Source organism: Wolbachia endosymbiont of Diaphorina citri (assembly GCF_013096535.2).
Classification (GTDB): domain Bacteria; phylum Pseudomonadota; class Alphaproteobacteria; order Rickettsiales; family Anaplasmataceae; genus Wolbachia.
In genome coordinates this window covers 165877-178881 of sequence record NZ_CP051265.2, presented here as the reverse complement: position 1 = coordinate 178881, position 13005 = coordinate 165877, and the positions used below count along the sequence as shown (strand labels likewise).

At 34.1% G+C, this 13005-nt stretch carries 8 protein-coding genes and 4 pseudogenes; 11 read left to right on the top strand and 1 reads right to left on the bottom strand.

Translation table 11 applies throughout. The features are described from left to right. Window positions 1-124: 124 nt before the first annotated feature. The 9 genes and pseudogenes from HGO49_RS00850 to HGO49_RS00810 all read left to right on the top strand — a co-directional run. Window positions 125-484, top strand: a pseudogene (locus HGO49_RS00850) (helix-turn-helix domain-containing protein); the annotation flags it as partial. 216 nt (window positions 485-700) lie between these two features. Then, window positions 701-1645, top strand: coding sequence for an IS110 family RNA-guided transposase (locus tag HGO49_RS00845; protein ID WP_017532282.1), 945 nt, complete (start codon window positions 701-703; stop codon window positions 1643-1645). A gap of 248 nt (window positions 1646-1893) precedes the next feature. After that, window positions 1894-2448 (top strand): annotated as a pseudogene (locus HGO49_RS00840) (helix-turn-helix domain-containing protein); the annotation flags it as partial. 165 nt (window positions 2449-2613) lie between these two features. Next, window positions 2614-3270 carry a JAB domain-containing protein gene (locus tag HGO49_RS00835; protein ID WP_172758425.1) on the top strand — a complete coding sequence of 219 codons (657 nt, stop codon included), beginning with the start codon at window positions 2614-2616 and terminating at the stop codon, window positions 3268-3270. 132 nt (window positions 3271-3402) lie between these two features. After that, window positions 3403-4539 carry a hypothetical protein gene (locus HGO49_RS00830; protein WP_172758400.1) on the top strand — a complete coding sequence of 379 codons (1137 nt, stop codon included), beginning with the start codon at window positions 3403-3405 and terminating at the stop codon, window positions 4537-4539. A gap of 96 nt (window positions 4540-4635) precedes the next feature. Further along, window positions 4636-5556 carry a WO male-killing family protein Wmk gene (wmk, locus tag HGO49_RS00825; RefSeq protein WP_172758448.1) on the top strand — a complete coding sequence of 307 codons (921 nt, stop codon included), beginning with the start codon at window positions 4636-4638 and terminating at the stop codon, window positions 5554-5556. A 49-nt stretch (window positions 5557-5605) separates the two neighbouring features. After that, a complete protein-coding gene (locus tag HGO49_RS00820) occupies window positions 5606-5761 on the top strand; it encodes a helix-turn-helix domain-containing protein (protein ID WP_237398570.1) in 156 nt (51 codons plus the stop codon). Window positions 5762-5965: 204 nt separating this feature from the next. Then, complete coding sequence (locus tag HGO49_RS00815; RefSeq protein WP_017532059.1) at window positions 5966-6910, top strand: IS110 family RNA-guided transposase; 945 nt, start codon at window positions 5966-5968, stop codon at window positions 6908-6910. A 219-nt stretch (window positions 6911-7129) separates the two neighbouring features. Further along, window positions 7130-8836, top strand: a pseudogene (locus HGO49_RS00810) (AAA family ATPase); the annotation flags it as partial. Window positions 8837-9653: 817 nt separating this feature from the next. Here HGO49_RS00810 and HGO49_RS00805 read toward each other — a convergent pair. Continuing rightward, the gene (locus HGO49_RS00805) at window positions 9654-10676 is read right to left on the bottom strand and encodes a virulence RhuM family protein (protein WP_172758449.1); all 1023 of its coding nucleotides are present in this window, start codon (window positions 10674-10676) and stop codon (window positions 9654-9656) included. 529 nt (window positions 10677-11205) lie between these two features. On the opposite strand from HGO49_RS00805, the pseudogene HGO49_RS00800 reads away from it, so the two are divergent. Both HGO49_RS00800 and HGO49_RS00795 read left to right on the top strand, forming a co-directional pair. Further along, window positions 11206-11666: pseudogene (locus tag HGO49_RS00800) on the top strand (crossover junction endodeoxyribonuclease RuvC). A gap of 103 nt (window positions 11667-11769) precedes the next feature. Then, the gene (locus tag HGO49_RS00795) at window positions 11770-12984 is read left to right on the top strand and encodes a DNA modification methylase (protein ID WP_010405490.1); all 1215 of its coding nucleotides are present in this window, start codon (window positions 11770-11772) and stop codon (window positions 12982-12984) included. Window positions 12985-13005 lie beyond the last annotated feature (21 nt).

The following is a 13005-nucleotide window of genomic DNA, read 5'->3' as shown; positions in this document are numbered from 1 at the left end:
AGTAAGATAAAAAGCATTAATAATTATACACAATTGTGAAGAAATATTCAACTAAAATTCAAACATAGAAAGAAGCATCCCTTTTGTATATCTTTATTTGGTAGTATTAACCTGTATAATATTTATGGCAAATATCTCTATAAGGTATCAGATAGCAGAAAAAGTGAAAAGCTGGAGGTTAAAAAGAAAATATACTCAAAAAGAATTAGCAAAAAAAATCGGTACAACATATCAGGTAATACTGCAATATGAAAAAGGAACACGCAGAATTTCAATTAAGAAGTTATATGAATTAGCAGAAGCATTATCAACAACTGCTAGAGATCTAGCTTGCGGACAAGAAGTATCAAATGAGGGAAGGTATGAGGGAGAAGAGGTATTAAATCTAGTAAGAAGACATAGAGAGATTAAGGATCAAGAATTACGTGAAACGTTTTATTTATTAACTAAATTCATCCGTATTAGTGAGGAAAAAAGTTGTAAGTTAAAAATATGATATAAAGGAGATAAGAGGGAAGATAACCCTACTCACTATAGGAATAGAGTTATCACGGGCGTGTGCGACCGACCAACTGTTGGTATTATAACCGTTCGGATCAAGGTACACTAGCCCATCTCTCGATACGTTTGAATAGTTGCATGGGACATATGTATGCACCCGTTTACAATCTTAAATTAATTAAAACTAATCGAGGTTATTATGATTACATCTTATCAAAATTTTATTGGCATTGATATCGGAAAATTTAAAAATGTTGTTGCAGTTCACAAACAGAAGAATGCTGTCGAATTCGACAATGATACTGCTGGCTGGCAACAATTGTTTCAAGATTTTTCAAATATCTTACCTAATTCTTTAGTAACTCTGGAAAACACTGGAAAATATGAGCTTGGCTTAGCACATTTTCTTGTTGATAAAGATATTGCTGTACATCGAGCTAATACTCGCAAAGTAAAAAGCTTTGTTCTATCTCATGGAACTTTAGCAAAGTCTGATCAATCAGATGCAAGAGCCCTTGCTCAGTATGGGTTTGAACGCTATAGTACTCTATCTCTATTTGCACCTATGTCAAAAGAACAAACAACCTTAGTTGCACTTTGTCAACGTCGTGATGACATTACAAAAATGAGAGCTCAAGAGAAATCTAGGCTTGCAGCACCTGAAAACGACCATATAAAAGAAAGCTGTCAGAAAACTATTGAATTCTTTAATAGCCAGATAGATGAGCTCAACAATACCATACAAAAAATTATTGATGAGAATCCAGAGTTACAAAAGCGCCAAAAAATCCTTAAAACAGTTCCAGGAATAGGTGCAAAATTATCTCAAGATTTTCTGTGTCTAATGCCAGAACTTGGTTATGTAAGTAGGGGAGAAATTGCAAGTCTTGCTGGAGTTGCACCTCATCCGAAAGAAAGTGGTAAAACTATTGGTTATCGCAGAATAAGTGGTGGCAGAAGCAACGTTCGTGAAAAGCTTTTTACAGCTGCGATGTCTGCTTCAAGGTCTAAGTCTGCGCTTGGTGGCTTCTATTCAAGGCTTGTTGGTAAAGGTAAAAAGAAGATGGTGGCTATGACAGCTCTAATGCGTAAAATCATAGTAATTGCCAATGCGAGGCTTAAAGAAGCAGTCAATGTGAATTAAAAAAATCTGCATAGAAAATAGGTTAACGAATATGTGGATAAATACGTCTACACACATTTAAAGTATTTATCCACATATTCGTTAACCATAAGATCTAAGCAGTAACTGTTGTTTGATACAAAATTTTTCTATGATTAAGTTAGGGTTTTTATTGTCAAAAATGCACTTTTTACTCGAATAAAAAACAAAATTACAAACAAAAGTTGTAATGAAACTAAATTCAAAAAATTTTAAAAAACATAGTTGATGGAAAAGCGGTAAAAATAGAAGTAGCAAAGGGTTTGGTTAAGGAAGGAGTTTCTATCTCTCAAACGACCAGTTTATCTATTGATGAATATGATAATGATGAGAAAAAAATTTCTATTCCGTATAAAGTAGGTCAAAGAATAAAAGAATGGAGATTGATACGAGGATACACTCAAGAAGATTTAGCAAGCAAAGTGGGCGTAATAAATCAAAGAATATATGAATATGAACAAGGACGAGCTGCTGTTTCACTTGAAATGTTAGATGAAATAGCAAAGATGCTATTAATTAATATTACAGATCTGCTTCCAGAAACAAGAGAAAATGAGAATAGTGAAGTGGAACTATCAAGGTTAATAGAAGAATACAAAAAGATTAAAAGCCAAGAATTACGTCATGTACTAATAAAATCTCTGTTTGAAAGCATACAAGTTTGCAAAGAGAAAGTGAAGAGAGTAGAAAAGATGAAAATTGCAAAGAACTTAGTTAAAAAAGGAATTTCTACCGATATTATTTTGCAAATAACAGGCCTCTCTTTAGGCGAAATTCAACAATAAAAAATCATCATATATTAATATCTTCACTTTTTGATAAAAAAATAAGTAAAAAAGATTTAAAAATTGATTTGACTTCACTCGGAAGCTATGGCTTTATGCCAATGCTGATAAAAAAACAGCAGTAAATATTTAAAAAAAGTTTGTTGTTAGTGAAGGGTAAATTATATGAATAAAAGTAAAGAAGAAATCGAATTCAGAATATTAGAAAGCAAAGGCAAAGCACTACTTGATCGTGAAATAATGGAAACGTTTCTAAGTGCGGTACATGAAAGGCCACAAGCTCAGGAAATTGCTAAAAATCTGGTGAATACTTATACAGGAGTAGGAAGGATTTTAGGTCGAGAAATGGATGACCTGAAAGTTGTAGAAGGAGTAACTGATTCTGCAGTAGCAATGATTATGTGTGTTAAGGAAACACTAGAAAGGGTACTGAGAGAAAAGCTCAAAAGTGAGCCAATAATGGACTTACAAAGGCTAGTAGAGTACTTAAACGTAAGTATAGGCCACTCAGAAAGGGAATGTGTAAAAATACTGTACTTGAATAAAAGGCGTCAACTAATTGGAGAAGAATCCTATATCGGTGAAATGGAAAAAGCACCGGTATACATAAAGGAGATTATAAAAAAAGCATTAATAAAAAATGCAACATTAATAATAATGTCACACAACCACCCAGGTGGGAGTTTAGAACCATCAGAAGAAGATCAAGCAGTAACGAAGAGCTTAGCAGCAGCGTGTAGTACTGTAAGCGTTAGATTATTTGATCATATTATTATCACAAGTGGGGGCTATTTTAGCTTTAGAGAAAACGGATTGTTATAGCAGAAAGAATTTAGCATCTAAACTGATTAGGAGAAAGTATTTGCAAATCTACTCACTATAATTTATAATGAGTAATAGAATGTATAAACTAAGATTTATATACTTAAAAAGTATTTTTAATATGGGGGTTATATGACTAGTAAAGACAAGTTATTGAAGAAAATATTTGGTGCTCTTGAAGGCGTTGATATAAAGCAGTCTAAGTTTGTGAGCAAAATTGATAATCAGAAGGAGATAAAACCGGAAGATACAATGCCTTTCCCTAGCAGAAACGTTCACGAAAACAAAATCAACTATGGAAAAGGACTTGACTACATATATGGCACAAAACCTTTGAGTAATCAAGCAGATTATCCAGAAGGGTTGAATCCATTTGCTTCAGCTTTGCAAAAAATAAAGCCAAGTGCAGAAAAGTTGAGCTGGCTTAAAAGTGCTGTGGTAAGAGCAAAAAGTCCAAATGAACTGCACAAGGCTGTAGACCAAGTACTAACTTCTGGAGCAAGGCTAAATGCATGTAATGATGGCGAATGGAGTTTTGCAGAATATGTAGTATTAGGTACACATTTTCACAAATTAGAAAAAAGTGATCGTAAAAAGCTAATACGAAAATTAATGCTAAGCGGTGCAGAGTTTCATGATACTCTACTACAGAATAAACTGATAGGTGAAATCTATAATGAGCTACAACCAGAAGTTCAGCCACAGATAGATAAGAGACTAGAAGAACTAGAGAAGGCTGGCGAAAGTGCTGTGCAAGAAGGAGAATTAATAGATGTTGAGATAGATAATACAACATCGTATATAGAATTTTCTGATGATAGCAAGGTAGAGGTAGCCAAAATACTGAGAGAATTAGGAAGTAATATTTTAAAAATTGGCAATGATGCAGTTGAGGTTAAAAGTGAGAAGGGAGGTATAAGAAACTATACTGATATGTCAGATGGAAGATCCATTATATTGGAATTTCCTACAAGCGTTGGTAAGCTAAATATTGTATTGTACCATGATGTAGAAAAATATGATCAAGTACAAGTCAGAGTAGAAAACAAGGAAATGTGGGCTGAATTACAAAAAATAGGAGAAGAAGTAGGAAAAAATTGCCTTTTCGGGGGAGTAAAACTTAAAGAAGCAGTAGAGAGAGGTAGTTTCACTAGATGTGGCATATGGAGTGAAAAGCATGCTATAAAAGAGATTAGCAATGATGAAGTATTGTCTTCATGGGTAAATAGGGTATGTGGAGGTAGTAAAGAAACCTTTAGGGAACTTTAATGTGTCTACAGTCAACTTTAAGGTTCCAGAGTTTTTTTCTTACCGTTATATCTGGAGCCTTAACAAAATTGAGCTATAGTAGAAAATATTATATGTATGGTTCTTTTAGTGGAAAAAAGTCTAGACTGTGAAGTAGGGGAAAAAGTAAAAAATTGGAGGTTAGAGCGAGGTTATACTCAGAAGGATTTAGCGGAGAAAATTGGTGTAAAGTACTGGGTAATACTGCAATATGAGAAAGGGAACCGTAGAATTTCAATCGAAAGGTTGTATGCTATAGCTGAGGCACTATCAATCAGTATTACCGATCTTATTCCTGTATCAAAAAGCTGTCTTGAAGATGAGGAAGAAGAAATATTAAATCTAGTAAGAGAATATAAAAAGATTAATGATCAGGAGTTACGTAGAATGTTTTGTTTATTAACCCAATTTGTCCAAGTTAGTGAAAAAAGTAGTAGGAAAGCAGAGAAAATAAAGATTGCAAAAGGTTTGGTCAAAGCAGGAATTTCTGTTGACGTTGTTTCGAAAACAATTGGCCTCTTTGCTGATGAATGTGTTGAAGAAAAAACGGGTTCTATCTATTACCAAATAGGAAAAAAGATAAGAGAATGGAGGCTAGTGAGAGAGTATACTCAAAAGGATTTGGCTGAGAAAATGGATACAACACGTGACGAAATAAGCAACTATGAACAAGGACGCGTAGCTACTCCACTGGGAAAATTATATGAGATAGCAGAAACATTATCGATTAGTATTACAGATCTACTAACAGAGGAAGATGAAGGTAGTAAAGTGGAAAATGAGCTACCGAATTTGATTAAAGAATACAAAGAAATTGAGAGCCAAGAACTACGTCATGCACTAATAAAATCTTTGTTTGAAGGGATACGTATTTGTGAGGAGAAAGTGAGAGAGATAGAAAGGATTAAAGTTGCAAAGGATCTAGTAAAAGGGGGAATTTCTATTGATACTATTTTGCAAGCGGTAGGTTTATCTATTGATATGGTTTTAGATGGATAGCTCGTAAAAAAATTATAGCAATAAAGTTTTTTTCTTAAATGGAGGATAAATGTTTGTTTCTGCAAGCAATGTTAGTTACGGAATAGGGCAAAGAATAGAAAATTGTAGGTTAATGCGAGGGCATACTCAAATAGGATTAGCAAGTCAAATAGGTTTAACATACCAAGAAGTAAACAGCTATGAAGATTGTAAGTTAAAAATGTGATATAAAAGAGATAAGAGGGAAAGATAACCCTACTCACTATAGGAATAGGGCTATCACGGGCGTGTGCGACCGAATGAAAATTGGTATTACAACCGTAGCCATCAAGGTACACTAGCCCTATCCCTCGATACGTTTGAATAGTTGTGTGGGACATATATGTGCACCCGTTTACAATCTTAAATTAATTAAACTATCGAGGTTATTATGATTGCATCTTATCAAAATTTTATTGGCATTGATATTGGAAAATTCAAAAATGTTGCTGCAGTGTACAACCAAAAAAACACTATCAAGTTCAATAATAATGATGCTGGTTGGCAACAATTGTTTCAAGAATTTTCAAATATTCTACCTAATTCTTTTGTAACTTTAGAAAATACAGGAAAATATGAGCTTGGTTTAGCACGTTATCTTGTTGATATGAATGTTGCTGTGCATCGAGCTAATACTCGTAAAGTAAAAAGTTTTATCATATCACATGGAACTTTAGCAAAAACTGATCAATCAGATGCAAAAGCCCTTGCTCAATATGGTTTTGAACGCTATAGTGCTCTATCTCTATTTGTGCCTATGTCAAAAGAACAAACTGCCTTAGTTGCACTCTGTCAACGTCGTGATGACATTACGCAAATGAGAACTCAAGAGAAATGTAGGCTTGCAGCACCTGAAAACGACTATATAAAGGAAAGTTGCCAAAAAACAATAGACTTTTTTACCAATCAGATAAATGAGTTCAACGATGCCATACAAAGAATTATTGATAAAAATCCAGAGTTACAAAAGCGTCAAAAGATCCTGAGAACAGTGCCAGGAATAGGTCTCAAGCTATCTCAAGTTTTTGTGTGTCTAATGCCAGAACTTGGCTACCTAAACAAAAAAGAAGTTGCAAGTCTTGCTGGGGTTGCTCCACATCCAAAAGAAAGCGGTAAAACTATTGGTTACCGAAGGATAACAGGTGGTAGAAGCAATGTTCGTGCAAAGCTTTTTACAGCTGCTATGGCTGCTGCAAGATCTAAATCTGCACTTGGTGCTTTTTACTCTAATCTTATTGGTAGAGGTAAAAAGAAGATGGTAGCTATAACAGCTCTAATGCGAAAAATCATAGTAATTGCCAATGCAAGACTTAAAGAAGCAATTAATATGAAATAAAAAATCTGCATAGAAAATAGGTTAACGGATATGTGAGTCTACACACATTTAAAGCACATATTCGTTAACCATAAAATCTAAGCAGTGGTTGCTGTTTGATATAAATTTCTTTCTGTATAAACTGGGATCTTTGTTGCCAAAATACATTTTTCAATTGAATAAAAATGCAAAATTATGAACAAATGAGACTAAACTCAAAAAATTTTAAAAAACATAGTTGATGGCCAGGTAATTGTAAAAGTTTACCGTTCTGATCCTCCAGGAAAGAAAAAAGTATACAAGCCTTTTGATGTCAAACAATCTAAGTTTGCAGCACCAGAGATAAGGCCACTCTACAACATTCCAGAAATCTTAAAGTCTGATAAAGTTATTCTGGTTGAAGGAGAAAAATGTGCAGAAGCGCTGATAGAACAAGGAATTGTAGCTACAACAACAATGTCTGGAGCAAACGCAGATGTTGATAAAACAGACTGGTCGCCCCTAAAGGGCAAACATATTATTATATGGCCAGATAATGATGAAGCAGGTAATAAATACGCAAAAAATGCTGAAAAAAAGCTTTTAGAGATCGGAGTTGCATCACTTGTTAAGCTTAAGATACCACAAGATAGGCCGAAAGGTTGGGATGCTGCAGATGGTGTATTAGAAGGAATAAATGTTAAAGAATTTTTAGCTTCAACTGCGCTTACTACTAATACTCTAAGTACAAAAAGTTTGATTTCATTTTCTGCAAGGCAATACTTTAACGATAAATCACCGATGCCAGAAGATATAGTTGCTCCTCGAATTTTAACTCCAAGTGGACTTTTAGTGTTTGCTGGAGCACCTAAAGTAGGAAAAAGTGACTTTCTCATTTCATGGCTAATTTACATGGCAGCAGGAGTTCAATTTCTTGATATGATACCTAAAAGGCCTTTGAGGATTTTCTATCTTCAAACTGAAATTGGCTACCACTATATGCGTGAACGTCTACAGCAACTAAAAATCAATGAAGAACTTCTTGAAATTGCTGGATATAACTTAGTTATTACACCACAAGTGGAGTTACTTCTAAATGATGATAGTATAGAGATTATTGTAGATAAAATAGAAAGTTCATTTGGCTCGAATGCAGTTGATATAATAGCAATAGATCCACTACGCAATATTTTTGATGCCGGCGAGAATAGTAGTGAAAATGACAACAATGCTATGTTATTCTTTCTACAAGAAAGGGTTGGTAAATTGAGAAAGCTGGCTAATCAAGATGCAGGAGTTATTTTAGTACACCACACAAAGAAGATGCAAAAGAAATCATTGGAAGAAGACCCATTTCAAAGTTTTAGCGGTGCAAGCAGTTTAAGGGGATTTTATACTACAGGAATAATTATGCACAGACCAGATGAACAACAAAGTAAACGTCAGCTAATCTTTGAGTTACGCAATGGTCATGCTATTGCATCAAAATACGTTGATAAAATTAACAATAACTGGTACGTGGTTGATTATGAATCGCAAAGACTTGTGAATAAAGATTATGGTCAAAGGTTAGATGCAGAACGTTCGCGTAGGTATGATACTATTCTACAATTAATTTATGATGAAGCACGGAAGGGACGTCTATATACAATAAATTCGTTCTGTCAGGCATTTGAGAATAAAGCAGGTCTTGGTAGTCAACATTCGATCCGTGAACGTATTGATACTTTAGCTACAAAGGGCTATATAAAATTTAATAGAGAAGGTAAAAATGGAGCAAGAACTAGATATGGGGTGCTTTGTGTTGCAGGCATGGAAAAGAAAAGTAAGGTATTTGATCATCAACTGAATAAAGAAGTGACAATTTATGAAAAGGTCTTACCAACCGACTATAAATCACTGGAGAATGGTAGCATTTTACCAGTTGAAAATCCGAATACTTGGGTTCATCATAGCATCTGCAATTAATAAAATTAAAATAGAAAATATGAGTTATTTCAGTCTTCGGATTTGCTCAGTTTGTCTTCAGAATTTGCTTAGTCTATGCAGACTGAATTTAGTAAGGATGAAAGAAATGCGAGATTTTCAACAGCTTAGAGGGATTGTTGAATTTTATAGCTGCAGACTGAACAATAGGGAAAAACTTCAGGAATATAGAGGGTTTTGTTCAACTCTCAGTTTTCAGAATAACTCCTATTATTATATAATAATAATATAGTAGTATGACTTTAAAACATACTACTTGTACCTAACCTTTGCAACTAAAATAAATATAATTTCTTAAAATTAAAGGAAGTCAGAAAAACAGGTGCAAATAACTTAATCAACAAAGTAGGCTACAGCTCTATGTGCAATTGAAGTGTATAACTTTAAGTCTTCGTGGTTAAACTAGAAATTTAACTCTAATGCTTTAAATTTTTTTAGAGAAGGTAAAAACACATTTTTAAGCTAGGTGTAATTTTAGGATATCTGTATAGTCAGGCTTATAACAGACCTTAAAGCTCAAATAAAAGCTATTCTTGAATCACCGTAGAAGAAAGAAATTTTTTCAAAAAAACTGTTAACGCAAAGAGGAGACGAAGATTTAAATTTTGGGTTTTATGTCTCCATGTTGATGGGCAAAACTAGAGCTGTACCTTTTAACGTTTATACTCTGGCTTTAAAAAATAGTGCCTTTTACCCCAAACTTTTATTTATTAAAAAACTGTAGTTGCAAAGAAAATTTCTGAAACCTAAATAACAAATAGATTTTTTTATGATTTCTTTACCTTTACAAGATTCAGCCCTAAGCTTTTACACTTTTTTGATCAAGACTTTTCTTTTCTTCTACCAATTTATCAAAGTCTGACTTGTATGACTTATCCTGTGTTTTTCTAAACACCTCATATTCTTTTGTAGCTAGGGCAATTGCTACTTCATGAGAGGTTTTGCCATAATTCTGTAATATATCTTGCTCATTAAATCTTAAAAATGCATCGAGTTTCTCTTTCCAATCCTTCATATACATTACTTTACCCCTGGCAGCTTGAAACTCTGCGTAATCTATATACATATTTACTATTCTGTTTAGCTGAGCAATTTCATTTTTATCTAAATAGTTTTTTGCTACTTGCGTGTCAGAAAGAAAGATTTTTCCCTTAGGCCCCTTACGCCAATTTGTTAATCCCATATTAGGTTTACTTCTATCCACTCTGTTAGCAATAATTTCTGCTGCTGTATTTCCAGTAATAGCAAAATGCAATTTATTCTGCACTATAGCAAAGAAATTTTTTGTTTCAGTTGAACAGCTTGCATAGTCTACTGAAGTTGCATAAATGTCTGTGATTTTCTGATAAGCCATACGCTCACTTGCACGAATTTCTCTAATTTCTTCAAGCAACTCATCAAAAAACCGAGTGTCAAATCTAGAGCCATTTTTAAATCTATTGCTATCAATCACGAAACCTTTGAAAATATACTTCTTTAGCTTATCAGTTGCCCATGTACGAAAAGCAGCACCACGTTCTGAATTGACACGATAACCAACTGATATCACAGCCTCTAAATTGTAGAAAACCACATCACGTTTTACTTCTCTTTCTCCCTCTTTTTGAACTATCGAGGATTCCTCGGTAGTTGAGTTTTTATCTAGTTCTTTACATAGATAAATGTTCTTCAGGTGCAATGAAATATTATCAGTTGAACAGCCAAATAACTCAGCCATATGTTTCTGAGTAAGCCATAGATTTTCATTTTCAAATCTAACTTCAATACATACCTTTCCGTCATCTGTTTCATAGAACAAAATTTCATTATGATTTCTATTCATACACTTCCTTTAACACCCTTTAAAAAGCAAATAAAAAGTACTCCTAATGATTGGATTGATATAAGTAAACTTATGAATAAGTTTAACATCGTTTTCATTCATTGTAAAGAAAAAATTTGTATAAAGAAGAAAACTCACTTTGCAATAGCTTTCATAAGTTCCTTGTATCTCTCATCTTTTTTTATTGAGTGTTCCCAAAAAGCCTTTAAATTAGCTGATAGCAAGAAAAACGAAGTATAATATGTTTGGTAAGTTGCGTAATTGAGAAGAAATAACTTAACTAAAACGAAAAAATTTTAGTGCAAATCAAATTTCCAACCTCATTTCTAGTATATATCTGTTAAGAGGTGGTTGAAAGAGCTACTATAACGTAGACAACCTTAATCCATATACTTCTTAGGAGTAGCACATGATTCTCGAATTTCCGTTGTTGGCCAACAAAAAAACTATAAACCGCTTTTTAATAGTACGTTCGAGGAACCAAACGATATTTAGGAGTCAGTGCTACTTGTAATTTTAATAATAGCAAATGTCAATCCTAACACTGGACCTCGGCAAACAAACCGGCTGGGCAATTCTAACAGATGGAGTAATTGAAAGTGGAAGCAAAAGCTTTCATGGTAGCCGTTTTAGCGGAGGTGGCATGTGCTTCTTGAATTTTCGTAATTGGCTCAATTCTTTGAAAGACATGAGTTCACTGCAGTGTATTTTGAGGAAGTGAGAAGACATCTAGGAACTGATGCAGCGCATTGCTACGGTGGTTTTCTTGCCGTTCTCTCTGCTTGGTGTGAAGAACATCATGTGCCGTACAAAGGTGTTAATGTTAAAACTATAAAACGCTTTATAACAGGCAAAGGCAATGCAAGTAAGAGTGAAGTTATTGAAGCGATACGTGAAAAAAGTTTTTCACCTAGAGATGATAATGAGGCCGATGCTTTGGCATTAATGTTCTATATTAGTAAGGATATTAATAAGACAAAAAACCCATAAAAAGTGGGTCCTTTCGTCCATAATGGCGGGTTTGGTAGGTTTGACCCCAGGCCTTCTCTAGCGTCAGATATATTTTGAATATTAACTTTTTAATTATTAAGATATGAATTTAGCAATCCACTACTATCCTATTCGAAATCTAGTTGAATATGAGCGTAATCCTCGTAAAAATGACGATGTGGTCAACAGAATGTGTGCTTCAATCAGGGAATTCGGCTTTCGTATTCCAATAGTTGCAAAAAGTGATGGTACTGTGGTTGATGGTCATTTAAGACTTAAAGCAGCAAGAAAACTTGGTATGGAAAGTATTCCCGTAGTCTTAAGTGATAATTTAAATGGACCACAAACCAAAGCTTTTCGACTGCTTGCCAATCAATCAGCTAACTGGGCAAAGTGGGATGATGATCTTTTGAAGGTGGAAATTCAAGAGTTAGAAGATTTGCAATTTGACCTTAAAATGACAGGATTTGAATTGGAAAAAGTTCAAAGGTTTCTCGATGATTTTGATGGTGAAAAAGAAGATCTTTCTGATTTAGCTGTTGATAACAAAAAAGTAACAAAACCAGGTGATCTTTGGATTTTAGGTGATCATAGAATCTATTGTGGTGATAGCTCTGTAGTTGAATCATATAAAGCGCTGTTAGATGATAAAATGGCAGACATTACTGTTTGTGATCCTCCATATAACGTTGATTATGGTAGCAGTCAAGAAAGAGAAGATAAAAAAATATTAAATGATAATCAAGGTGAAAAGTATGAGCTTTTTCTTTACGACATCTGTTCCAATATTTTAGCATATACGAAGGGAGCAATTTACATCTGCATATCATCATCAGAGTTTTCAACGTTACAAAAAGTATTTGAGGAAGCAGGAGGAAAATGGTCGACATTTATCATTTGGGCAAAGAATCACTTTACGCTAGGCAGGTCTGATTATCAAAGACAATACGAAGCAATGCTCTATGGATGGAAAAGCGGCAATAAACGTGAGTGGCATGGAGGAAGAAATCAAAGTGATCTGTGGTTTTATGATAAGCCAACACACAATACACTACATCCAACGATGAAGCCAGTAGAGCTAATGGAGAGAGCAATAGTTAATAGCAGTAGACCAGGAGACATAGTACTTGATCCATTTAGCGGTTCTGGCAGCACACTGATTGCATGTGAGAGAACAGGAAGAATTTGTAGGACAATAGAGCTAGATTCAAAATTTGTAGATGTAACCATAAAACGTTGGCAAGTGTACACAGGTAGGGAGGCAATTCTTTCTGGTACTGGTAAAACTTTTTCAAAGATTCAAGAAGAAAATTCGTAGAAAAAAGGTAAATAAAGAGAG

Bases quoted from the DNA above. Each gene is read 5' to 3' on its own strand.
- HGO49_RS00845 (WP_017532282.1), top strand. From the start codon at position 701: ATGATTACATCTTATCAAAATTTTATTGGCATTGATATCGGAAAATTT.
- HGO49_RS00835 (WP_172758425.1), top strand. From the start codon at position 2,614: ATGAATAAAAGTAAAGAAGAAATCGAATTCAGAATATTAGAAAGCAAA.
- HGO49_RS00830 (WP_172758400.1), top strand. From the start codon at position 3,403: ATGACTAGTAAAGACAAGTTATTGAAGAAAATATTTGGTGCTCTTGAA.
- wmk (WP_172758448.1), top strand. From the start codon at position 4,636: ATGGTTCTTTTAGTGGAAAAAAGTCTAGACTGTGAAGTAGGGGAAAAA.
- HGO49_RS00820 (WP_237398570.1), top strand. From the start codon at position 5,606: ATGTTTGTTTCTGCAAGCAATGTTAGTTACGGAATAGGGCAAAGAATA.
- HGO49_RS00815 (WP_017532059.1), top strand. From the start codon at position 5,966: ATGATTGCATCTTATCAAAATTTTATTGGCATTGATATTGGAAAATTC.
- HGO49_RS00805 (WP_172758449.1), bottom strand. From the start codon at position 10,676: ATGAATAGAAATCATAATGAAATTTTGTTCTATGAAACAGATGACGGA.
- HGO49_RS00795 (WP_010405490.1), top strand. From the start codon at position 11,770: ATGAATTTAGCAATCCACTACTATCCTATTCGAAATCTAGTTGAATAT.